Source organism: Priestia sp. YIM B13489 (genome assembly GCF_042787645.1).
Lineage (GTDB): Bacteria > Bacillota > Bacilli > Bacillales > Bacillaceae_H > Priestia > Priestia megaterium.
Genome location: NZ_JBHZOQ010000053.1, coordinates 35,811 through 55,620, shown reverse-complemented (window position 1 = coordinate 55,620; position 19,810 = coordinate 35,811). Strand labels below are relative to the sequence as shown.

Annotated in this window: 23 protein-coding genes, 19 tRNA genes, 1 rRNA gene, 2 pseudogenes and 1 riboswitch; of the genes and pseudogenes, 24 read left to right on the top strand and 21 right to left on the bottom strand. The window is 37.1% G+C overall.

Features of this window, described 5'->3' with window-relative positions:
• Positions 1-80: 80 nt before the first annotated feature.
• Both ACFX4W_RS06115 and ACFX4W_RS06110 read right to left on the bottom strand, forming a co-directional pair.
• Positions 81-407, bottom strand: coding sequence for a DMT family transporter (locus ACFX4W_RS06115; RefSeq protein ID WP_013057875.1), 327 nt, complete (start codon positions 405-407; stop codon positions 81-83).
• Positions 404-937, bottom strand: coding sequence for a TetR/AcrR family transcriptional regulator (locus ACFX4W_RS06110; protein ID WP_043981414.1), 534 nt, complete (start codon positions 935-937; stop codon positions 404-406). The genes ACFX4W_RS06115 and ACFX4W_RS06110 overlap by 4 nt, the downstream gene beginning before the upstream one ends.
• A 228-nt stretch (positions 938-1,165) precedes the next feature.
• Between ACFX4W_RS06110 and ACFX4W_RS06105 the strand changes: the two genes are divergently transcribed.
• A complete protein-coding gene (locus ACFX4W_RS06105; RefSeq protein ID WP_043981415.1) occupies positions 1,166-1,741 on the top strand; it encodes a poly-gamma-glutamate hydrolase family protein in 576 nt (191 codons plus the stop codon).
• On the opposite strand, the gene ACFX4W_RS06100 is transcribed toward ACFX4W_RS06105, so the two are convergent.
• Positions 1,692-2,246, bottom strand: coding sequence for an HAD-IIIA family hydrolase (locus ACFX4W_RS06100; RefSeq protein ID WP_043981416.1), 555 nt, complete (start codon positions 2,244-2,246; stop codon positions 1,692-1,694). The two genes, ACFX4W_RS06105 and ACFX4W_RS06100, sit on opposite strands and share 50 nt — an antisense overlap.
• A gap of 148 nt (positions 2,247-2,394) precedes the next feature.
• Between ACFX4W_RS06100 and ACFX4W_RS06095 the strand changes: the two genes are divergently transcribed.
• Positions 2,395-3,717, top strand: a complete 1,323-nt coding sequence (locus ACFX4W_RS06095) for an AlbA family DNA-binding domain-containing protein (protein ID WP_043981417.1) — start codon at positions 2,395-2,397, stop codon at positions 3,715-3,717.
• Between the two features lie 157 nt (positions 3,718-3,874).
• Positions 3,875-4,021, top strand: coding sequence for a hypothetical protein (locus ACFX4W_RS06090; protein ID WP_013057870.1), 147 nt, complete (start codon positions 3,875-3,877; stop codon positions 4,019-4,021).
• A 39-nt stretch (positions 4,022-4,060) separates the two neighbouring features.
• Here the strand turns inward: ACFX4W_RS06090 and ACFX4W_RS06085 are convergent, their stop codons facing one another.
• Positions 4,061-4,504, bottom strand: a complete 444-nt coding sequence (locus ACFX4W_RS06085; protein ID WP_043981418.1) for a hypothetical protein — start codon at positions 4,502-4,504, stop codon at positions 4,061-4,063.
• Between the two features lie 118 nt (positions 4,505-4,622).
• On the opposite strand from ACFX4W_RS06085, the gene ACFX4W_RS06080 reads away from it, so the two are divergent.
• The 7 genes from ACFX4W_RS06080 to ACFX4W_RS06050 all read left to right on the top strand — a co-directional run bounded on the left by ACFX4W_RS06080 (position 4,623) and on the right by ACFX4W_RS06050 (position 7,769).
• The gene (locus ACFX4W_RS06080) at positions 4,623-4,841 is read left to right on the top strand and encodes a DUF1659 domain-containing protein (RefSeq protein WP_043981419.1); all 219 of its coding nucleotides are present in this window, start codon (positions 4,623-4,625) and stop codon (positions 4,839-4,841) included.
• A 15-nt stretch (positions 4,842-4,856) separates the two neighbouring features.
• On the top strand, positions 4,857-5,069 hold the full coding sequence (locus ACFX4W_RS06075; protein WP_034650620.1) for a DUF2922 domain-containing protein: 213 nt from the start codon (positions 4,857-4,859) through the stop codon (positions 5,067-5,069).
• A 55-nt stretch (positions 5,070-5,124) separates the two neighbouring features.
• Positions 5,125-5,262 (top strand): YvrJ family protein, encoded by a 138-nt coding sequence (locus tag ACFX4W_RS06070; RefSeq protein WP_013057866.1) that lies wholly within the window; start codon positions 5,125-5,127, stop codon positions 5,260-5,262.
• Between the two features lie 84 nt (positions 5,263-5,346).
• The gene (locus ACFX4W_RS06065; protein ID WP_013057865.1) at positions 5,347-5,760 is read left to right on the top strand and encodes a BlaI/MecI/CopY family transcriptional regulator; all 414 of its coding nucleotides are present in this window, start codon (positions 5,347-5,349) and stop codon (positions 5,758-5,760) included.
• A 3-nt stretch (positions 5,761-5,763) separates the two neighbouring features.
• Positions 5,764-6,615: a M56 family metallopeptidase gene (locus ACFX4W_RS06060; RefSeq protein WP_043981420.1), complete on the top strand. Its 852-nt coding sequence runs from the start codon at positions 5,764-5,766 to the stop codon at positions 6,613-6,615.
• A gap of 36 nt (positions 6,616-6,651) precedes the next feature.
• Positions 6,652-7,359, top strand: coding sequence for a DsbA family protein (locus ACFX4W_RS06055; protein WP_043981421.1), 708 nt, complete (start codon positions 6,652-6,654; stop codon positions 7,357-7,359).
• Positions 7,359-7,769, top strand: coding sequence for a disulfide oxidoreductase (locus ACFX4W_RS06050; protein ID WP_043981422.1), 411 nt, complete (start codon positions 7,359-7,361; stop codon positions 7,767-7,769). The genes ACFX4W_RS06055 and ACFX4W_RS06050 overlap by 1 nt, the downstream gene beginning before the upstream one ends.
• Positions 7,770-8,566: 797 nt before the next feature.
• Here ACFX4W_RS06050 and ACFX4W_RS06045 read toward each other — a convergent pair.
• A tRNA-Ser gene (locus ACFX4W_RS06045) sits at positions 8,567-8,657 on the bottom strand.
• Between the two features lie 97 nt (positions 8,658-8,754).
• Here ACFX4W_RS06045 and ACFX4W_RS06040 point away from each other — a divergent pair.
• Positions 8,755-8,877, top strand: a pseudogene (locus tag ACFX4W_RS06040) (cold-shock protein); the annotation flags it as partial.
• Positions 8,878-9,126: 249 nt separating this feature from the next.
• Here ACFX4W_RS06040 and ACFX4W_RS06035 read toward each other — a convergent pair.
• The 12 genes from ACFX4W_RS06035 to ACFX4W_RS05980 all read right to left on the bottom strand — a co-directional run bounded on the left by ACFX4W_RS06035 (position 9,127) and on the right by ACFX4W_RS05980 (position 10,663).
• A complete protein-coding gene (locus ACFX4W_RS06035; RefSeq protein WP_043978988.1) occupies positions 9,127-9,327 on the bottom strand; it encodes a cold-inducible protein YdjO-related protein in 201 nt (66 codons plus the stop codon).
• A 371-nt stretch (positions 9,328-9,698) separates the two neighbouring features.
• Positions 9,699-9,774 (bottom strand) — tRNA-Ala (locus ACFX4W_RS06030).
• A 25-nt stretch (positions 9,775-9,799) separates the two neighbouring features.
• Positions 9,800-9,876, bottom strand: a tRNA-Pro gene (locus tag ACFX4W_RS06025).
• A 4-nt stretch (positions 9,877-9,880) separates the two neighbouring features.
• A tRNA-Arg gene (locus tag ACFX4W_RS06020) sits at positions 9,881-9,957 on the bottom strand.
• Positions 9,958-9,966: 9 nt separating this feature from the next.
• Positions 9,967-10,055: transfer RNA gene (locus tag ACFX4W_RS06015), tRNA-Leu, on the bottom strand.
• Positions 10,056-10,067: 12 nt separating this feature from the next.
• Positions 10,068-10,141: transfer RNA gene (locus ACFX4W_RS06010), tRNA-Cys, on the bottom strand.
• A gap of 8 nt (positions 10,142-10,149) precedes the next feature.
• A tRNA-Gly gene (locus tag ACFX4W_RS06005) sits at positions 10,150-10,224 on the bottom strand.
• 9 nt (positions 10,225-10,233) lie between these two features.
• A tRNA-Lys gene (locus ACFX4W_RS06000) sits at positions 10,234-10,306 on the bottom strand.
• A gap of 4 nt (positions 10,307-10,310) precedes the next feature.
• Positions 10,311-10,385: transfer RNA gene (locus tag ACFX4W_RS05995), tRNA-Gln, on the bottom strand.
• 10 nt (positions 10,386-10,395) lie between these two features.
• Positions 10,396-10,471: transfer RNA gene (locus tag ACFX4W_RS05990), tRNA-Asp, on the bottom strand.
• A gap of 11 nt (positions 10,472-10,482) precedes the next feature.
• Positions 10,483-10,575 (bottom strand) — tRNA-Ser (locus ACFX4W_RS05985).
• An 11-nt stretch (positions 10,576-10,586) separates the two neighbouring features.
• Positions 10,587-10,663: transfer RNA gene (locus ACFX4W_RS05980), tRNA-Ile, on the bottom strand.
• Between the two features lie 723 nt (positions 10,664-11,386).
• Here ACFX4W_RS05980 and ACFX4W_RS05975 point away from each other — a divergent pair.
• From ACFX4W_RS05975 to ACFX4W_RS05935, 9 genes are all read left to right on the top strand, one after another.
• The gene (locus ACFX4W_RS05975) at positions 11,387-11,842 is read left to right on the top strand and encodes a CBO0543 family protein (RefSeq protein WP_377559321.1); all 456 of its coding nucleotides are present in this window, start codon (positions 11,387-11,389) and stop codon (positions 11,840-11,842) included.
• 436 nt (positions 11,843-12,278) lie between these two features.
• Positions 12,279-12,355 (top strand) — tRNA-Met (locus ACFX4W_RS05970).
• 23 nt (positions 12,356-12,378) lie between these two features.
• A 5S ribosomal RNA gene (gene rrf / locus ACFX4W_RS05965) occupies positions 12,379-12,494 on the top strand.
• A 115-nt stretch (positions 12,495-12,609) separates the two neighbouring features.
• Positions 12,610-12,685: transfer RNA gene (locus ACFX4W_RS05960), tRNA-Val, on the top strand.
• A gap of 4 nt (positions 12,686-12,689) precedes the next feature.
• A tRNA-Thr gene (locus ACFX4W_RS05955) sits at positions 12,690-12,765 on the top strand.
• Between the two features lie 8 nt (positions 12,766-12,773).
• Positions 12,774-12,857: transfer RNA gene (locus ACFX4W_RS05950), tRNA-Tyr, on the top strand.
• Positions 12,858-12,864: 7 nt separating this feature from the next.
• Positions 12,865-12,939, top strand: a tRNA-Gln gene (locus tag ACFX4W_RS05945).
• A gap of 4 nt (positions 12,940-12,943) precedes the next feature.
• Positions 12,944-13,016, top strand: a tRNA-Lys gene (locus ACFX4W_RS05940).
• Positions 13,017-13,025: 9 nt separating this feature from the next.
• A tRNA-Gly gene (locus ACFX4W_RS05935) sits at positions 13,026-13,100 on the top strand.
• A 28-nt stretch (positions 13,101-13,128) separates the two neighbouring features.
• Here the strand turns inward: ACFX4W_RS05935 and ACFX4W_RS05930 are convergent.
• Positions 13,129-13,308: pseudogene (locus tag ACFX4W_RS05930) on the bottom strand (AbrB/MazE/SpoVT family DNA-binding domain-containing protein); the annotation flags it as partial.
• Positions 13,309-13,677: 369 nt separating this feature from the next.
• A complete protein-coding gene (locus ACFX4W_RS05925) occupies positions 13,678-13,971 on the bottom strand; it encodes a hypothetical protein (RefSeq protein ID WP_377559320.1) in 294 nt (97 codons plus the stop codon).
• A 231-nt stretch (positions 13,972-14,202) separates the two neighbouring features.
• Positions 14,203-14,281, top strand: a riboswitch (ZMP/ZTP riboswitch).
• A 49-nt stretch (positions 14,282-14,330) separates the two neighbouring features.
• On the opposite strand from ACFX4W_RS05925, the gene ACFX4W_RS05920 reads away from it, so the two are divergent.
• On the top strand, positions 14,331-15,497 hold the full coding sequence (locus tag ACFX4W_RS05920) for a phosphoribosylaminoimidazolecarboxamide formyltransferase (protein WP_280559328.1): 1,167 nt from the start codon (positions 14,331-14,333) through the stop codon (positions 15,495-15,497).
• Between the two features lie 155 nt (positions 15,498-15,652).
• Here ACFX4W_RS05920 and yeiL read toward each other — a convergent pair whose 3' ends face one another.
• On the bottom strand, positions 15,653-16,315 hold the full coding sequence (gene yeiL, locus ACFX4W_RS05915) for a transcriptional regulator YeiL (protein WP_043979256.1): 663 nt from the start codon (positions 16,313-16,315) through the stop codon (positions 15,653-15,655).
• Positions 16,316-16,423: 108 nt separating this feature from the next.
• On the opposite strand from yeiL, the gene ACFX4W_RS05910 reads away from it, so the two are divergent.
• Both ACFX4W_RS05910 and ACFX4W_RS05905 read left to right on the top strand, forming a co-directional pair.
• Positions 16,424-17,059 carry a class I SAM-dependent methyltransferase gene (locus ACFX4W_RS05910; RefSeq protein ID WP_080781613.1) on the top strand — a complete coding sequence of 212 codons (636 nt, stop codon included), beginning with the start codon at positions 16,424-16,426 and terminating at the stop codon, positions 17,057-17,059.
• Between the two features lie 52 nt (positions 17,060-17,111).
• Positions 17,112-17,441, top strand: coding sequence for a cupin domain-containing protein (locus tag ACFX4W_RS05905; protein ID WP_165575992.1), 330 nt, complete (start codon positions 17,112-17,114; stop codon positions 17,439-17,441).
• A 261-nt stretch (positions 17,442-17,702) separates the two neighbouring features.
• Here the strand turns inward: ACFX4W_RS05905 and ACFX4W_RS05900 are convergent, their stop codons facing one another.
• Positions 17,703-18,542, bottom strand: coding sequence for a serine hydrolase (locus ACFX4W_RS05900; protein ID WP_237074711.1), 840 nt, complete (start codon positions 18,540-18,542; stop codon positions 17,703-17,705).
• A 302-nt stretch (positions 18,543-18,844) separates the two neighbouring features.
• On the opposite strand from ACFX4W_RS05900, the gene ACFX4W_RS05895 reads away from it, so the two are divergent.
• Positions 18,845-19,660, top strand: a complete 816-nt coding sequence (locus ACFX4W_RS05895; protein WP_237074712.1) for a class I SAM-dependent methyltransferase — start codon at positions 18,845-18,847, stop codon at positions 19,658-19,660.
• Positions 19,661-19,810: the final 150 nt, after the last annotated feature.

Below are 19,810 nucleotides of genomic sequence, written 5' to 3'. Positions count from 1 at the left end.
AAAACGATACATACTACTTTCATAAGTAGACAGTCGATTTTCCTCCTTTGCTTAAGAGTCAGTATTTACTGGCTCTTTTTTTAGTGAGCCACTGATTTTAAATTTAAAAGAATGACTCCTGCAATGATTAATACGATGCCAAATACCATCGTGAGACTGCCGCTTTCTTTCCAAATAACTACGCCAATCACAGCTGTCACAGCAGTTCCTACACCAGACCAGATGGCATACGCAACGCTGAGTGGAATGTGCTGAAGCGATGTGGAAAGCGCATAGAAAGCCAGACCAAACCCTAATAAAACACCAAGACTAGGCCAAAATTTTGTAAATCCGTTTGATGCTTTTAACATAGATGTACCGAATAACTCTGAACTAATAGCAATCGCTAAAAATAAATAGGCTTTCATCGAAAACCCTCCTCTGTTAATTTCCGAAGTTGTTGTTGAATCTGTTTTTGCATGTCTGGATCCACGGGTGCGAGCCCAAACATTTGACTGAACCATAATCCGTCAGCTGCTAGGCGCACAATGGTAGCAAGGACTGGATCAATGTCGTCTTGTTCAATGTGCTGCTGCCACTTTTCGTATTGCTTTTGAAAGTGCTGCAGGAGTTCAGGATTGGTTGCAATACCTGCAAGTAACCCCGCGCTCATCACTTGTTCACGCTGAAGGTCATGAAGCGTCTCAGCGAGATAAGCCCGGCTCCATTTGCCAGGAGAATTGTCATGTTCAACTTGTACGTTTAGTCCGTCATCATATTTCTTTGTGACTGAATACAGCATTTGCTTAATCAATTCATCTTTTGAAGAGAAGTGATACAACAAACCGCCTTTACTGACGCCGGCTTCTTTTGCTACTTTTTCAAGCGTCAAATTTCCAACGCCGTCACGCTGTACAACCTGCGTAGCTGCAAGCAATATATCATCAAATGTAGACACACGAATTTCCTCCTTTTTGATTTTCCCTAGAATACTTTACCGTCTGGACGGTTTGTTTGGCAATACTTTTATTTCGAATTTCAAAAAAAATTTTTGTGCACACTAAAATATAAAGTATAAAAACAAAAATAAACGAGTAAACAAAGGGTTAATACCTTTACTATATGAAGAAAAAGAAAAAATAAAGCCTGGGTATATGAAAGATAAAAGAAAGGTGTGAAGAAACGGATGAGGGATGTGTATCAAAGTTTTCAAGAACTATCACAGTGTGAACGAGCGGGAATTGATTACGAAATAGAATGTGTCGTTCGCCGGAGAGAAATTGTCGTGCTTGCTATTCACGGAGGAACGATGGAAATTGGGACAGAAGAAGTAGCAGAAAAAATAGCAGAAAAGCTGAACGCAACGGTGTACGTATTTAAAACGCTGAAAACAGAAAATCCGTTTGAATTGCATGTTACGTCTGCAAACTACGATGAAGAAATGGCGCGTCACCTTGTTAAAAAATCAGAGGTCACGATTTCTCTTCACGGTGCCTACAGCGACGTCTGCACGACTTATATCGGAGGAAGAGACGAAAAGTTAGAAAAAGCGGTGCGTCATGCACTCTCAGGTTTTCCGATCAGTGAAACGCCCGTGCATTTAAAAGGCGTTTCACCTCGAAATATCGCAAACGGCAATCAGCGCCACAAAGGGCTGCAGCTTGAAATAACCACTCCGCAGTATGAACAATTATTACAGAACAATCAGCTGTTTAACGAGTATGTGAATGCGGTAGTATCGGCTGTGAACTCAGTGATGTAAAGATAAATTCAACAGCTTCCTGTATATTGGCTGCAATAAAGGCTGCTTGTACGTCAGCCCATTTTTCCCGTACATGTAACGTGTCGTGCCCAGCTCCTGTTAACACTAAAATACATTGTGCTCCTGCTGCATGGGCCGCTACGAGGTCTTTCCACCGGTCGCCAATCACGATGCAATTAGCCAAATTTAAGCTGTGCTCCTCGGCTGCTTTTAACAGCATGCCCGGCCTTGGTTTGCGGCACGAACAATTGTCTGAATCTTCATGAGGACAAAGGTAAACAGCATCAAATCCAAAAGCTAAAAGCTCAGAGATAAACTGTGATTTCTTTACCTTTCCTTTTGTAATATCGGGCTGATTCGTAAAGGAAAACAGCGGAATGTTTTGTTTCTTTATGTCTATAATCGCTTGCTTTGCTTGGGGGAACAGCTGAAAATCACCTGGATATTGTATTTCATTACTGCCTCCAATCGTTCCGTCTCGGTCTAAAAATATTGCTTCAATCATATTCTTCACCTCTTTTTCTATCATAATATAAAACAGGATTAATTTGGTAAAAACTTTGTTTTTTGAAAAAAATCAAAGAAATATGACTGTCTTTTTACTTCTCATCATATGGATAAGTTAAATAGAAGTGGTGAGGAGGGGAAGACAAGTGAACGAAGAATCGTTTTATTCACCATTTATAAGCGAAGACGGAAAGAAAAAAACAATTGGAGAAATTGAGTTTTCAGATGTGCAGCGCATGATGAAAAAACATTTAGAAGAAGGCTATCAGCTTGAGTTCAAGCGCGAAGTAAGCTCAACGGTCAAACGGAAAATCCCAAATATCATCGCTTCGTTTGCCAATGAAAAAGGAGGGTGGCTTATTTTTGGCGTAGATGAAGACGACCATTCCATTAACCTGCTCGAGCGCAAAGAATATGAGCTGTTTATTAATAATATGCTTAAAGATGTCACCAATCCCATTCCTCGTATCGTTACGCGTTTTTTATCACCTGAAGATCACCCCGGGCAAGGTGTTTTTGTTATTTGGATTCCTGAAGGCCCGAACCCTCCGTACATGTCTTACGGGAAAATTTACAGAAGAATTGGAAGCGGCACATCTCCCGTTACGGAAATCGATGATCGCTATCATTTAGATCGACTCTATCAAAAATCCGAGGATCAAACGCAGCGAATAGAGGAATTTTGCACAAAAGAACTGTCTATCTATAACAGAAAATGGCCGATGCACGGGAAAAGCTATATTCATTACGGGATGTGTAATATGTACGTGCTGCCACTATATGATTTGCATTTAGTTGAACAAATGGAAGAAGAACGGTTAAAGCAATATATTTTAAGCAAGTCTAGCGAGCCAAAATACTATCGTTTGGACGACGAGAGTACGGTGATGCTGCATACACCGTTTGTTAAAGCCTCTTATTCAGCGGAATCCATCATTTTTCGAAGCACAGATGTGATTGATGCGTATGATAAAACAATTGCGTGGGAGCAGTTTTATAACGGATCAGCTAAGTTTCATATTCCTATTCCGTACATGGAAGAATCAAAACCAATTCATGACGTATTAAAGTCAAGTATTTCAAGCTACATCGATGAGACGATTTTTGAGCAGTTTCAATATATAAACGGACCCTTTTTTCTCACATCTTTAATCAGCTGCATCGGCGGATACATTGATTGTATGATGGAATTAAAAGCAGAGCTGGAAGATATGATTATTGTGATTGACTTAGAGAACGTTCGAAACGATGTGCTTTACTTTCCACATGAGCAATTTCAAACATTTCTAGAAGAAGAAGGGCTCGTCTTTTCAGATAAAAAGCAATATCGATTTAATCGATCATTTAAAACAACAAAATTAGGAGGGAATCTGGAGCTTCTTGCCTACGTTGATTATATCGTGACAGCGTTTGGCCTTTCAAAAAACCAGTCCATTGACTTTCTTAAACACTCATTAAATCAAGGATAAAATATACAATTTTTTGACAATAACTAAAAAAATGACAAAAGTGAAAAAAAGTATGATAATATCTTTCGTAAGTAATGAGCAAGTAAAGAAGAGAAAGGGGACTCTTTTTTACGGATGCCGTTGCTAGGTAGGGTTAAACATAAGGGGAGAAAAGGCAATGAAAAAAGCGACATCCATACTTCTAATTGTCCTAGCACTGGCTGGGTTAGGAGGAGTATGCGCTGCTTATTACCATTTGGAGCAGCAAAAGCAAACGGAAGAAATGACGTATGAACAGAAGTACATAACCGTAAGAAATGCATGAAAAAACCAGCCGATCGGCTGGTTTTTTTTGGGTTTCAAGTCATAGTAAGTAAAATAAAGATTTTGCTTGTTCAGTTTTTTTAAATAACTCCAATGATGTATAGACGCAAAATAGAAAGCCAACGCTTGAAAAAACAAAAAACAAGCGGAGAAAAGGGCGTTTTCTTTGAATGCGAAAGTACGTAAAAACAGCGAGTGAACATACAAGCAGTACGCTCATAGCAGCAAATCGAATCGCGAGGTCTGCTAAATCATCAACCGTACGCTGAAACAATTTTAGCGTTTCATCGTTCAAATCAGTCGCAGGAATGTTCGTTTTATCTTGCTGATTTAACACCCCTACATCCCATTTTTCTCGACTATAATCATGAGAAACCGTGTAGTAAAACGGACCAAGCTTTTTTTCATCTGCACCGTCGTCAGCAAGTGCTGAAGCTGGGTGCATGAATGCTAGAACAAAAAATAAAAAGCTCCACTTTCTCATTACCAAAGCCTCTTTCTAACTCAGACTATCTCCCATTATAAACCAAAAATTTTTATGTTTCCATCATCCCTCTTTCCTATTTCCATTTCTATATATAAAGTGAAAGGGGGAATAAAAGATGGCAGAAAAAATTCAGCATTCAAGCCAGCTTCGCTTAGTATTAGAACAAGGAATAAAAGAGGATGGAAAACCCGATTTAAAGACAAAATCCTATATGAACATTCAGCCTGGAGGTTCTGCAGATGCACTCATTACAGCAAGTGAAACCATTGCCAGCCTGCAGTCACTGCCGCTTGTTGAAATCAACGAAGTTGTCACGTTTTCACTTTTAAAATAAGAAAAGAGGTAGAGTATGAAAACTTTAACGATGCAGTTTTTGAATGAGTCACAAAAAGCAGTAAGCCTATCGATTGAATCACCTAAAGATACGTTAGACGCGGCAGCCATTACAGCAGCAATGAACGCGCTGATCGCAAGCGATGTCTTTACTTCAAGCGGCGGAGCACTCGTTTCCAGAAAAGGCGCTCAAATCGTCGAGCGAAATGTAACCGAATTTACGATTTAAAAATGAAAGTCCTTCCACTTCGGTGCGAAGGGCTTTTTTAAAAGGAGAGAGGAAGATGACAGAGTGGTTTACGCTTGTCTCAGACGTTGGTTTTCCCGTTGTGGTGACGCTTTATTTACTTCACCGAATTGAAGCCAAGCTCGATACAGTTGTGCTATCCATTCAGCATTTAACCGATGAAGTAAAAAAGTGATTATGACAATTGTAAGGCAGTTGTCATGGAAAAGTTGACGGATTCGACACCTCACACTACAATTGGTAGTGTGAGGTGTCGAATATGAAAATTGAAAAATTCAAATTTAACGAAACCGGCCTTAATCGCTTTTTTGGCCCGCTTGAAGCAAAAATTATGACGGCTTTATGGAACGGAAGTGAAATGTCCATTAAAGATGTGCAGCACGTGCTTGAGAAAGAAAAAGCAGTGAACTTCAACACCGTTATGACCGTTATGAATCGATTGGTGGAAAAAGGCGTGTTGCAAAAGCGTTTAAAAGGACGTACGTCGATGTATCAGCCGATTCTCTCTAAAGAGGAATTTATCGACGCTCAGTCGAAAGAGTTAACGCACGAATTGATCGACGAATTTGGCTCGCTTGCTGTTACTCATATGCTTGATGCGTTAGAAGAAGTTGATGATTCACTGTTAAGCATGCTCGAATCAAAAGTCAAACAGTTAAAAAAGGATGAATAATCAATGAATCAAGGAATACTAAAGCGTTCTAAGCTTATTTTTAACCTGTGCTTTTTTATTGCCGTGACGTTGCTTATGCAAATGGGCATGTATGTGCTGCATTTGCTGTTTGGATGGAATTTATCGTTTAACTTAATTTTACTTTGTAACAAAGTAGCCCACTTTTTCGGCTTGTTTTTTATTGAATACATGCTGAATGCGGTTATTTTTCATACGATGTTTGTACTGTTCATTAAAGCTGTAAAGCAAGTGATTCAAATGCGGAAAGTCCGTAAAATGATTACGAAGCTGCGAAATGAAACAACAACGGCTCACCTGCAAAAAGCGTACGGAAAGAATTTAACAGTTTTAACAACAGATCAGCCCATTGCATTAACAATGGGATTGTTTAGACCGCACATCGTTCTGTCTACAGGGTTGCTCTCGGTGCTTGATGAAAATGAACTAGAAGCTGTTATTTACCACGAGCAGTCACATGTTGCAAATAAAGATCCGCTCAAAACATTTTTACTAAGCACGCTTGCTTCTGCATTATGGTATATTCCGTTTATTAAATGGAGCCATAAACGTTTCAAAGTCATGCGTGAAGTGCTGGCTGATCAAGATGCCATTGTGAAAAATGGCACGTCTGCTCACATCGGTAGCGCCCTTTTAAAAATGGTTAAAACGGGACAGACAAGTCTTTCGTGTGCGCACGTATCGTTTGCTGATACGTCGGTTAATTATCGCATTCAATATATTTTAAATCCGGAAACGAAAATGCCGATGCAGCCTCCTGTTATTTTAACGCTGACGTCGCTATACGTGTTTTTTATTTTGTGTGCGCTAATTTTTACCGCTCTAACAGCTTTGTAAGTTTGTAAGAGAGAAAGAAAAGAAGGAGATGAGATTGTGTCAAAAGCAAAGAAAAAGAAAAAAGTAACGCCCAATCAGCAAACGTCCTCGAGCAAGTGGATTTTTTGGGTGATTGGAATTATTGCGGTCTGTATTTTAGGGTTAATCGTCCTTTCTAATATGTCAAAGGGCGGAGGAGATGAAAAGGTCGCTCTTACATATGATAATCAGCCGTATCTTGGAAAAGAGTCAGCTCCGGTAGAAGTGGTAGAGTTTGGAGATTACAAATGTCCGGCTTGTAAAAACTTCACGGAATCCTTTTTCCCGCTGATTCAAAAAGATTATGTAGATACAGGCAAAGTCAAATTCTACTTTATGAACTATGCGTTTATCAACAATGACTCATCTCGTGCAGCAGAGTTTGCCGAGACGGTATATAAAGAGCTTGGGAACGATACATTTTGGAAATTCCATGAACTTCTTTATAAAAAGCAAAACGCAGCGGATGAAAAGAAAGATGTCTTAACGGAATCTTACTTAGAAGATACGCTGAAAGAAGTATCTAGCGATGCCGATGCGAAAAAAGTAGCGAGTGCTTTTAAAGATGGAAAAGGAAAAGATGCGTTTGATCAAGATATGAAGACAGCCAATAACTTAGGCATCACAGGTACACCAACCATTTATGTAGGCGGCAAAAAATTCGAAGGAAAAACAATCAATGACTTTGATCAAATGGTCAAAGATGCGGCTAAGGAGAACAAATAATGAACAAGTCTTTGGTCTTCGGGTGGATTACAGCGCTTATCGCGATGCTTGGAAGCTTGACGTTTAGTGAAGTTCTTCACTTTATTCCGTGTGAACTTTGCTGGTATCAGCGAATTTTAATGTATCCGCTCGCGATTGTGCTAGGTGTAGCCGTGTATCGGAATGATACGTTCATCTACAAATACGTCCTGCCGTTTTCAGTGATTGGTATGGCGCTTTCAGGCTATCATTATTGCCTGCAGAAGATACCGGCTCTTAAAGCATTTGAAACGTGTACAAGCGGTGTTCCTTGCTCAGGTCAATATATTAACTGGCTTGGATTTATCACCATTCCTTTTTTAGCGTTTATTGCGTTTACTGTCATTACAATTATGATGCTTGTTCTTCGCAAGCAGGCGAAAAAAGCTTAACCTCCGGGTTAAGCTTTTTTGTATGGAAACAAAAAAAGTCCCGCTTCCAAGAAGCGGGTGCAAATAGGGTACATCTATGAAAAATGATGAAATTGTTTTGACAAGAACAGTATATAAAAGAAAAGTGAAAAAACGGTGAAAAGAGAAAAGCTTTTTTAAAAAAAAGGTGAAAATATGCTTTTCTTACAAAAAAAGCCCCGCTCACAAAAAGCGGGGAATAAATAGGGGTCATTTATGAAAAATGATGAAATTGCTTTGACAAACTTAGTATACAAAAGAAAAGTGAAAAAACGGTGAAAAGATGGAAGCTTTTAGAAAAAATAAAAAAAGACCTGTTTTGGGGAAACAGGTCACTAGAAAGGGAGTAAAACTATGAAAAAATATGCTAATTGGCTTTACACATACTATCTTATCGCCCAATAGTGAAAAAACAGTGAAAAGAAACATCAAACAAAAAAAGACCTGCTCTGGGGAAGCAGGTCTTCACNTTCGGATGGAGATCATCTTCGCGTCTAGATGAGTAGCGTTAGCTACACTGTAAGAAAGCGACTTCTTGTCGCACCATACTCCGAGTTATCGGCACTATTATCAAATGCTTTTTATCTTCATTCTAATAACATTTAAATTAGTTTTACATAATGGATTAAAGCAATATCTCTTATCCAATAAAAAGACAGCTTGCTTTATCAGCAAACTGCCTTTTTTGTAATGACCCGTCCGGGATTCGAACCCGTGTTACCTTTTTAAAAGGACAATTTCTCGACCACTCGGCCAACGGACCAGATAAAATTATAAAATGGCAGAGAAGAAGGGATTCGAACCCTCGCACCGCGTTAACGATCTACTCCCTTAGCAGGGGAGCCCCTTGAGCCACTTGGGTACTTCTCTGTATGGATCTCCCACTGAGATACTGTGGAATAATAGTAGGCCTAAGTGGGCTTGACACCGACCTCATCAGACTTGGGCTCTACCAAACTGAGCTGNATTCGTTCATTTCAGTGCTATTCAAGGTGAAGGTTTCAAATCATTAGAAGAAGGTCAAAAAGTTACTTTTGATATCGAAGAAGGTCAACGTGGAGCACAAGCTGCTAACGTTCACAAAGCATAATTAAAAGTGATAACAAAAAAGACTCCTTATAAAGGAGTCTTTTTTTATGGTCTTATAATTAGCAAACTATGATTTATCTACTATTAGTTCAATAGAAAACCCAGGCTTTAAAAAAAGCCTGGGTTTTAGACAAGACGATCGATACAAGGTTAATTAGTTATAACATATATTAGAAATAGAAAGCAAATATGAACAAAGACTTTTATATATATAGGTAGTGTTTAATATTTTAAAAAGCATAGGTGTACATTATCTTCTATGGGGATTACGGGGGATTTTATCAATAAGGCGTTTTTTAGCTTCCATCTGACTTTTACATAAAGGACATTTCTGATGACTATCGTAAGAGAAGTCTTTCCTCATCCAGCCTTTACACTTTTCTACTGTACATTCCCAAATTTCTGTTTCTTCTTGAACCGGAGGTTCTTGATTTCTTTTACTATAATACATACTAATCACTACTCCTCTCTTTATAAGTATGCCTTATAAAGAGAGCATAGATACTTTATATCTTTTCTTTCATTCATATTTTATTAGCATCAATTTCACATTTGAAAAAAGTGGAGTGGGGATATTAAGATATAATAATTAATGTTTAATGAATAGTTGTTACCGTGACGTGTAAAATACAATGGAAATAAAAAAGAATTTTTTTAGAAAAACTATTGACGTTTCATTTGATATGTTTTATTATTATTAAGCGTCGTTGAAACGACAACTTATGATTTGAACANGAAATGTTTGACTTGCTCAATTTAAAAAATAAAAATTAACGTTGACGTTTGTCGCTTTGTTCAGTTTTCAAAGTTCAAAATTCCGATTGGTGGAGCCTAGCGGGATCGAACCGCTGACCTCCTGCGTGCAAGGCAGGCGCTCTCCCAGCTGAGCTAAGGCCCCATCATGGTACTGATACTGGTAATCGTGGTCGGGAAGACAGGATTCGAACCTGCGACCCCTTGGTCCCAAACCAAGTGCTCTACCAAGCTGAGCTACTTCCCGTTCATGGCGCGCCCGAGAGGAGTCGAACCCCTAACCTTTTGATCCGTAGTCAAACGCTCTATCCAATTGAGCTACGGGCGCTTATTAAAATGGTGCCGAGGGCCGGACTTGAACCGGCACGGTAGTCACCTACCGCAGGATTTTAAGTCCTGTGTGTCTGCCAATTCCACCACCCCGGCAGGACTTATACGTGGAGGCGGCAACCGGATTTGAACCGGTGATAAAGGTTTTGCAGACCTTGGCCTTACCACTTGGCTATGCCGCCAATATATATGGAGCGGAAGACGAGGTTCGAACTCGCGACCCCCACCTTGGCAAGGTGGTGTTCTACCACTGAACTACTTCCGCTTATTAAAATGAGCCATGAAGGACTCGAACCTTCGACCCTCTGATTAAAAGTCAGATGCTCTACCAACTGAGCTAATGGCTCTCTATGGCTGGGCTAGCTGGATTCGAACCAACGCATGACGGAATCAAAATCCGTTGCCTTACCGCTTGGCGATAGCCCAATAATTTAAATGGCGGTCCCGACGGGAATCGAACCCGCGATCTCCTGCGTGACAGGCAGGCATGTTAACCGCTACACCACGGGACCGAAATAGAAAATGGCGGAGGAAGAGGGATTCGAACCCCCGCGGGCTTTAACACCCCTGTCGGTTTTCAAGACCGATCCCTTCAGCCGGACTTGGGTATTCCTCCAACCCTATAAATGGTGGACCCTGCAGGACTCGAACCTGCGACCGGACGGTTATGAGCCGTCTGCTCTAACCAGCTGAGCTAAGGGTCCANACATCGAAAAAGTGTATTTTCAGCAGAAGTGTAAAAAGCAAATAAGCAAAAAGTGTAAAATTCGACTTGACGTCTACAGTAAGTTTTTAATATAAACTGAGTATAAGTAAATTATTTGATAAAATGATAAGTAAGATAAAGTAATCATTAAGATTTTTAGAAAGAGGTTTTTATGAAGTTTAATAAGGCGTTATCTCTTATTAGTTTTGTTACTGTTATAATCTTTTCAATTATCCCTCATGTTGGAATTAAAGTTGTTGACGAGATTTTTAGATCATATTATTTTGGCTTTCCAGCTCGTTGGTTAGGCTATCATAGAAATGGTCAGTTTAGTTTTCAAGTATTTAATCTAGTATTTAACTTTTTAATCTTTTACTTTTTATTTTGGATAATAAGTAAATTCCTAAAAAGAATTTTAAGAGTTCAAATTTAATTAGTGTCTCTTTTATTTTCGATAAAGTGTTTTATAGTAACTAAACGTTTATAAGATATACAGTTATAAAATAGAAAAACCTATTGGTTCATCCGGCACCAATAGGTTTTTCTATTTAAAACAACAAGGATTTTAAAGTATTGGATAGATGCCTCACGGCGTCTTGAGTAGTTAGTTTGTTCCGGATGTGAAAATTTATTCATTGTTGGCTAATTTACATTTTAATTTTATAAATAGACATACTAATTGTATCCAATTTATTTAGTAATCGAAGGTGGAAGTCTAATAATGATGTATGTCTTTGTGTGCTTTTTAGTTTTTAATTTACTAGCATTTTTCGCACCTAAAAAATTAGTCCCTATTGAAATATATGCTACATGTATTTTTGCCTACGCTTATGGGGTAACAACAGATTTAGTGTTAGACCTGCATTACAATTTGTATGGTTATCTTCAAAAAGGGTTTCAGTGGTTATCGCTTTTAGCAGTTATTATGTATTTTCCCTCTATCAGTTTTTTGTTTTTAAATTTTTACCCATTTAACAAAGCTTTAGGAAGAAAAGTACTTTATATTTTAAGTTGGACACTTTTTTCTGTTGTATTCGAATGGTTCGTAGTTAACACGGACTTTTTTTATTATAATGGCTGGAAATTACTATATTCGGCTCTAGTATACCCAATTATTTTTCTTATTCTTGTAAATAACTTGAAATTGGTGAGAAAAATAGTTTCTAGTAAACGATAATTATCCTTCTGAAAACTCGAAAAAAATCCAAAAAAATTATCTGTTAAGTTATTTTATTAGGTTCTTTTTGTTGGGTTCCCTATAGTAACTAAAAATATATATGATATACATTAAAAAATCAGAAGCAGCTACCTCTTCATGAGATAGTTACTTCTGATTCTGAATAGCAGTTAATTCATCTTATTCCTTGCATTAAGAAAATACATCCATACATGTATGACAGTTGTCATACTAGTTACTTGACGTTTGTATGTTTTATTACCAGCTCCTATGCGCTACTATAAATTAATAAAGAAAAGCTGAATATTAAACACAGTAAAGATTTAAGGAGGTCANGGCTGAAGGGATCGGTCTTGAAAACCGACAGGGGTGTTAAAGCCCGCGGGGGTTCGAATCCCTCTTCCTCCGCCATTTATTTATATCATATTCATATCATCGCGGGGTGGAGCAGTTCGGTAGCTCGTCGGGCTCATAACCCGAAGGTCGCAGGTTCAAATCCTGTCCCCGCAACCAACTAATTATTATTGAAATACAGGTCTGGTGGCGATAGCGAAGAGGTCACACCCGTTCCCATACCGAACACGGAAGTTAAGCTCTTTAGCGCCAATGGTAGTTGGGACTTTGTCCCTGTGAGAGTAGGACGTTGCCAGGCAATGAATAAGACCCTTATGAGCCTCTTATAAAAGAGCATAGGGGTTTTTTATTTGAAATATTCTATTATAAGTAATGAAAATAACGCTTATCAAAGCGCTTATATAGATTTTTTTGGAGGATTAGCTCAGCTGGGAGAGCACCTGCCTTACAAGCAGGGGGTCGGCGGTTCGATCCCGTCATCCTCCACCACCGTGCCGGTGTAGCTCAACTGGTAGAGCAACTGACTTGTAATCAGTAGGTTGGGGGTTCAAGTCCTCTTGCCGGCACCATTTATATCGGAGGGGTAGCGAAGTGGCTAAACGCGGCGGACTGTAAATCCGCTCCTTCGGGTTCGGCAGTTCGAATCTGCCCCCCTCCACCATCTTTATTGGGCTATCGCCAAGCGGTAAGGCAACGGATTTTGATTCCGTCATGCGTTGGTTCGAATCCAGCTAGCCCAGCCATAGAGAGCCATTAGCTCAGTTGGTAGAGCATCTGACTTTTAATCAGAGGGTCGAAGGTTCGAGTCCTTCATGGCTCATTTTAATAAGCGGAAGTAGTTCAGTGGTAGAACACCACCTTGCCAAGGTGGGGGTCGCGAGTTCGAACCTCGTCTTCCGCTCCATTTCTATATAAAAAAAGATATTGGGNGAAACTTCACCTGTCACTTTACAGGCTAAATTAGGTGAATATTTTTTCAACACAATGTTCTCATTATCTACAAAAATTTCAACAGGGTCGTTCTTTTTAATATTTAATGTTCTTCTTAATTCGATGGGTAAGACTACTCTTCCCAGGTTGTCTAGTTTCCTAACGATGCCAGTAGCTTTCAATTTAAAACCTCCATAAAATATTACTTACATACCCATTAAGTGTACAATATGCTTTTTATTGTTTTCATTAGTAATATATTACATTTTTTGACGAGGGAAGATATTTCAATATGATAAGGTTAGAAATAAAGGTTGCATGGAAGAATTATAATAGAAATTGTTAAATCACTCAGCATTTTTAGTTTAATCTGATGTGTTGATTAGAGATGTAACTTATTTAAGATATTTATAACCTACATAAAACTAACTTTAGCATATAAGTAAATACTAAAACATTTTATAAAAATTAATAGTTTCATTATTTATACTTAGTGACGACAAATTGTGTGTTTTTCTTCAAAATAAATAGTAGTTAAAAGGTTTTATCATTCAATTAATGATATAGATTCTCCATATGTTCTTCTTTTTTCTATCTATAAAATTACTCCATCTTTCTCCTTGGCTGATATAATCATTAAACGTAGCATTCTTCATTACAATATGACCTCCACATTCATCTGCCACTTGTTTAGCAGACTCTTCATCAATGGGAAATGCTAATGATTCCTCATTAGTAAATTCGTAACTGGATACCTCTTTCCTTTTTACGTTCTTATACGAATGATATACGTAATATAATTTACCTACCTTTATAAAATAGTATGGATACTCGCTGTTAGGCAACTTTACTTCCCTCCATTTCTGCATCCTTCAATTGCTTTATAAGTTACTATTACTATCTTACTTGGACTTAAAAAGGTAAAATCCTTCTACGCCAAAGGGTTTCCTTCTTCATGTGTCCCGGAAAGCTGTATTATGTAAACTAGATCTGTATATCATATACAACTAAAAAAGAAAAATTCGGCTAAATGTATTGTTAAAATTACTGTTATTATGTAAAATTTTCTTATAAAACAGACTATGTGTTACTGGCGTAAACATGGAGAACCATGAGGAAGCACATAGATAACGGCCGTACGCCTGGGCAAAGTATTTGAACATGAGTTCAAATACTTTTTTTATTTAGAAAGGGGATTTTTTACATGAAAGAGATTGGTTTACGGTACGGAATGAACCCAAATCAAAGTAAAGCTAAAGTTCGGAATGCTAAAAACACGCCTATTAAAATCTTAAATGGAGAAGCGAGTTATATTAACTTTCTAGATGCATTAAACGCTTTTCAACTGGTTCAGGAGCTTCGACAGGCTACTGATCAACCTGCAGCTGCATCCTTTAAACACGTAAGTCCAGCAGGTGCAGCTGTGTACTCTCCACTAAATGAGACACTTACTGAATCCTATTTTGTTAAAGGCCTAGACCTGTCTCCATTAGCGATTGCTTATGCAAGAGCGCGTGGGACAGATAGGATGTCTTCATTTGGAGATTGTGCTGCTTTTAGTGATGAAGTGGATATAACTGTAGCTAACCTCCTCAAAACAGAGGTTTCTGATATGATTGTTTCACCAAGCTACACTCAAGAAGCACTAGAGATTTTGAAACAGAAAAAGAAAGGAAAATATCTAATTTTAGAGATTGATCCAAATTATGTGCCTGATCTAATTGAAAAAAGAACGATATTTGGCATTACTCTAGAACAACAAAGAAATGATGTACAGATTGGGAAAGAAGTTTTCAATCAGATTGTTACGACTCAATGTGATATCCCTGATCATGCAAAGAGAGACCTTCTTGTTGCTCTTATTACATTAAAATATACACAATCAAACTCCATTTGTTTCGCATTAGATGGCCAAACAATTGGAATTGGTGCTGGACAGCAGTCCCGTATTCATTGTACGAGGTTGGCTGCTGAAAAAGCTGATAAATGGTGGCTAAGACAACATCCAAGAGCCCTTAACATGAAGTTCAGAGAAGGCATTTCTCGTGTAGAAGTTAATAATGCAATTGATGGATGGCTGAATGATGATATTACTGAGGTAGAAAATGAGCACTGGAAACAATGTTTTGAGGAGGTCCCTGCTAGGCTAAGTAAGAGTGAAAAACGAGAATGGCTAAAAAGATTAAAAGGCGTTTCCTATGCATCCGACGCTTTTCTACCTTTCCGTGATAATATCGATCGTGCGGCTCAAAGTGGCGTTAAATATGTGGTTCAAACAGGAAATTCTTTACGAGATGAACAAGTTACACAGGCAGCAAATGAATATGGGATGATCATGGCACATTCAGGTATACGTGTATTCCATCATTGAGCTATGAATTAAATATGATTAGCCCAAAAGAGCCAAGACTTATAAAGGGATTGGCTCTTCTAGAATGTTTTCGATACATGCGATTATGGCAACTACATTTTATATCATTTACATATAGTCATCTTTCTTATGAAACGAGGTTATTATGAGTGTCTTTAATTTAATTCAGCTAATTTTTTCAAACGTTCTTTGTCCCTAATAATGTAACCTCGCGACTGCTTTTCAATAGTCTTTGATTTACATAGCTGGGCTAGTACATGGAGTAGATGGCGATATGATACACCCAAGTATTCGCATACTTCAGTATGTTTTTCTTTATAAAAGTTATCATCAGCCGACAACATTATAAAAGCAGCAAGACGGTTCTCGAGTGGATAGGCCTGATTTTGTGTATACTTTGCTGAAATTTTAGTTGCTTTCTCACTTAAAAAACTGCATAAATATCTGAGAAATGTTACATCTGTTAAGAGCTTATTTTTACAGGTGTTAATAGGAATAGCTAAACAAATGGTTTTAGTGACAGTTTGTATAGCTTTAGAATATCTTTGTGAATTTAATAGTTCCACTTCCCCCATAAATGTTGGAGCTTGTAAAAAATTAATCAAGGACACTTTCCCATTTTCGTGTGTAACATAGAGTTTTGCCTTACCTTCAACAAGATAATAAATATATTGAGGATAGGAGCCTTCCTTATAGATAAATTCACCACGTTCAAATTCGCAGACCTGAATAAATGGAGTAATTGGAAAGGAAAAAAGTGATTGAATAGAGTATTTCTCGATATAGTAACTTTGCATAGGCTCGTTTAAAAATTTCATTTTTTCTCCTACTATTATAAAAATATGAGATATCTCACATTATTTTATGTTTTTACATGCTATGATGCAATAAAAGTTGATAGATCAATAGGGAGTTGTTTCATAAAGATGATCAAACAAGATGAATATTGGAATGAAGTAGCTAATAAAAAAGAATTTACTACGCCTTTTCAACCTGAATTATTCCTAACACATGTTAATCACAATGCTGCCATATTAGATTATGGTTGTGGGTATGGACGGACTTTATTGGAATTAAGAAGTTACGATTATAACAATTTACATGGTGTAGACTTTTCAGAAGAAATGATTAAAAGAGCTAAGTCTCATAACTCAGAAATCGATTTTCAAGTTATTCAAAGTGGGAAGCTTCCTTTTTCTAATGATTCTTTGGATGCTGTCTTACTTTTTGCAGTTTTAACATGTGTTCATAAAAGTGAGGAACAAAACGCTATTTTAAATGAGATTAAACGGGTACTAAAGCCAGGAGGTATTATTTACATCAACGACTTTCTACTGAATAGTGATGAAAGAAATAAATTACGTTATGAAAAGGCACTCACTAAGTATCATACATACGGGGTTTTTGAATTACCAGATGGGGCCATTTTACGTCATCATAGCGAAGAACGTGTGAAAGAATGGGTAGATCAATTTGAAACCTTAGAATACAAGAAAGTAGAATATACAACTATGAATGGAAATCGTTCAAATGGTTTAGTTTACATGGGGAAATTAAATTGAATTTATTATAGATAACATATAAAGGGGAATTGTAATGCTAGAGAAATTAGAGCTGGAAAAGATTAATCTTCAAGAAATTACAAAAGATATTAAAGATCAACACTTGAATTTTCCTGTATCGAATATTAATAATCACTGTCTTCGTATAGCTGTATTTTCAGGCGAATACAAATGGCACTATCATTCTAATTCAGATGAGCTTTTTATGGTTTTGGAGGGAGAACTTTTAATTGATTTTAAAGATAGGGATACAGCCGTGTTAAAACCGAATGATACGTTACTTATACCAGCTGGAACAATACATAGAACCAGAGCGAAACAAAGAACAGTAAATCTTTGTTTCGAGGATATAAACGCTGATACCATAATTATTGATGAGTAAATGAAATAACATAAACATTGTAAAAGCCATTTAAGATAAGTCTTAAATGGCTTTTACGTATGTACAGATAAATTCTTATAAGCTGTTTTATGTAAACAGAATATGTTACCGATCTTCCAAGAAAAAATTCTGAAAAGGTATGTTGAACATCACCATTTAGTGAGATATATAAATAAAATAATGAAAAAAGTATTAAGCGAGAAGGTGCGTCTCGTCTAATACTTTTTTCATTATTTTAAGTGGTAAGTTTTATGTTTAATTTTATGAAATCCTATCTGTGAGTCTACTAAATACAATCGGCTTTGTACTCAACATTGGTGGTAAATGCAATTTAAACTGTGATAATTCGCCTTCTACGTCCATCTCATAGGCAATTAACACAGTCATTTCCGTATGAGAAAGATTCCACTTTGTCGTGTATACATTGTAATGATGATGTTTCATCTCTATATTAACTGATTCCCACTTTAAATATAACGTATCGTTTTGTTTATACACTTCCATTTTCCCATATGCAGGATGCTCAAATATCCCTGTATATTCTTCTACTGCATGTGTAAGGGTTGTCTCTTTTACTTGTGGAAGAGGCTTATCTAATTCTTTCATCATTTCTTTAAATTTAGCTGTATCTTCTATAGCTCTTTTACGCCAGTCAATTGCATCTAGCTCCAAATATTGAATTTTTTCTGCGATGTCTTTTCGTGTTAGTGAAGATCCATACCATAGTAATTCATGACGACTAACACCAGAACGATGAGAGGCCAAATTACGAGCTGTAGTTTGTGAGCTTGCTAGAGGATCATGGAGTGAAAAAGCAGGAATATACGTTTGAACAGATTTATCCCAATTAAACTTTTGTTGCTGAGCAAGTAAACTTAGAGAAAGCGTCCCAAAAGCTTTTGTAGATGAACCAATTGCAAACAGTGTACTTGGTGTAACAGGTTTTTTATTTTCAATGTCGCGATACCCAAATCCTTCAGAAAGAATAATTTCTCTATCTTTTATGATTGCGACTGCTGCTCCTGGCACATTTAAATCTTTCATCATTTCCTTTGTATAACCACCCAGGCGACCTGTAAGAGAGGATTTTATTTTTTGCATAAGAATTTTTCTCCTTTACCATTTTTTTCTACAAGTAGGTTATTTCGAGATAAAGAAGAGAAAGACCTTGTTGTTAACAAAGATGTCATATTTTTAGTTTCTGACTAGGAGTTATAGTTGACATATAAATATATTCTTTTTAAGAACAATGGACAAAGATTTTAGATATCTTGACTATTCATAACGCACATTATGTTAATTAACTTTGTATGTAATCTCCATCAATAGTTTACAAATTCTACAAAATAAATAATACTTATATTTATTGGAAGTTGCATAAGACATAGAAGGGGAATTTTTTTATGAACAAAGTTATGGATTATTACTCAACATTTGATGAGTGGGGACGCCTAGATAGAGAACCCTTAGAGTTTCAAATAAACTGGCATTATATACAAGAGTATCTACCGGAAAACGGCAGTATATTAGATAATGGGGCTGATCCTGGTAAATATGCAATGACACTAGCCGAGAAAGGATTTCAGGTAACGCTAACTGATCTCACTCCTAAATTAGTAAAGGTAGCTGAAAATAAAGCACAAGAACTTGAGCTTTTTAATCAATTTAATGGATTTCATATTATGGATGCAAAGGATTTAAATTTATTAAAAGACAAAGAGTTCGATGCTTCCTTGATGATGGGGCCAATGTATCATCTACAGAATGAACAAGATCGTGATGCTGCTGTTAAAGAACTGTACCGCGTGACAAAAGATGAGGGAGTTGTATTTGTTGCCTTTATGTCCCGAATTAGGCACGCTATCTCTTCACTGTTAAATCCAGAGGCGTGGAAACCCAATAATACAATGGACAATATCGAAGAGTTTATTGCTACTGGCGAATTTAATCATCAGGATGAAGGAAGATTTACAGGAGCATATTACTTTGATCTACAAGAAATTAATCCTTTTATGGAATCTAATGGATTTGAAACCTTAAGTCTAATTGGATCATCTAGTATTGGTTCTCTTTTATCTAAAGAACAATGGAATTATTGGACAGACAAGGGACAAGTTGAGTTTGATCGATTAATTGAATTATTAAAGAAAACAGCAACCGACCCTTATACTTTAGGCGTTTCGTCACATTTGCTTTATATTGGTAAGAAAAAAAGATAACTAAATAGTTATCTTTTTTCACGATCAGTCTTTAGATATATCTGATTGCATTAAGTAAATAATAAAGTACTTTACATATTATTAAAGTTTCACTATTTATACTTAGGGGAGACACATGTAAGAAAAGCCCTCAAAATTAATTGAGGGCTT

Coding starts and splice junctions, on each gene's coding strand:
- ACFX4W_RS06115 (WP_013057875.1), bottom strand. CDS start 407: ATGAAAGCCTATTTATTTTTAGCGATTGCTATTAGTTCAGAGTTATTC.
- ACFX4W_RS06105 (WP_043981415.1), top strand. CDS start 1,166: ATGAGGGATGTGTATCAAAGTTTTCAAGAACTATCACAGTGTGAACGA.
- ACFX4W_RS06100 (WP_043981416.1), bottom strand. CDS start 2,246: ATGATTGAAGCAATATTTTTAGACCGAGACGGAACGATTGGAGGCAGT.
- ACFX4W_RS06090 (WP_013057870.1), top strand. CDS start 3,875: ATGAAAAAAGCGACATCCATACTTCTAATTGTCCTAGCACTGGCTGGG.
- ACFX4W_RS06085 (WP_043981418.1), bottom strand. CDS start 4,504: ATGAGAAAGTGGAGCTTTTTATTTTTTGTTCTAGCATTCATGCACCCA.
- ACFX4W_RS06080 (WP_043981419.1), top strand. CDS start 4,623: ATGGCAGAAAAAATTCAGCATTCAAGCCAGCTTCGCTTAGTATTAGAA.
- ACFX4W_RS06075 (WP_034650620.1), top strand. CDS start 4,857: ATGAAAACTTTAACGATGCAGTTTTTGAATGAGTCACAAAAAGCAGTA.
- ACFX4W_RS06070 (WP_013057866.1), top strand. CDS start 5,125: ATGACAGAGTGGTTTACGCTTGTCTCAGACGTTGGTTTTCCCGTTGTG.
- ACFX4W_RS06065 (WP_013057865.1), top strand. CDS start 5,347: ATGAAAATTGAAAAATTCAAATTTAACGAAACCGGCCTTAATCGCTTT.
- ACFX4W_RS06060 (WP_043981420.1), top strand. CDS start 5,764: ATGAATCAAGGAATACTAAAGCGTTCTAAGCTTATTTTTAACCTGTGC.
- ACFX4W_RS06050 (WP_043981422.1), top strand. CDS start 7,359: ATGAACAAGTCTTTGGTCTTCGGGTGGATTACAGCGCTTATCGCGATG.
- ACFX4W_RS06035 (WP_043978988.1), bottom strand. CDS start 9,327: ATGTATTATAGTAAAAGAAATCAAGAACCTCCGGTTCAAGAAGAAACA.
- ACFX4W_RS05975 (WP_377559321.1), top strand. CDS start 11,387: ATGATGTATGTCTTTGTGTGCTTTTTAGTTTTTAATTTACTAGCATTT.
- ACFX4W_RS05920 (WP_280559328.1), top strand. CDS start 14,331: ATGAAAGAGATTGGTTTACGGTACGGAATGAACCCAAATCAAAGTAAA.
- yeiL (WP_043979256.1), bottom strand. CDS start 16,315: ATGAAATTTTTAAACGAGCCTATGCAAAGTTACTATATCGAGAAATAC.
- ACFX4W_RS05910 (WP_080781613.1), top strand. CDS start 16,424: ATGATCAAACAAGATGAATATTGGAATGAAGTAGCTAATAAAAAAGAA.
- ACFX4W_RS05900 (WP_237074711.1), bottom strand. CDS start 18,542: ATGCAAAAAATAAAATCCTCTCTTACAGGTCGCCTGGGTGGTTATACA.
- ACFX4W_RS05895 (WP_237074712.1), top strand. CDS start 18,845: ATGAACAAAGTTATGGATTATTACTCAACATTTGATGAGTGGGGACGC.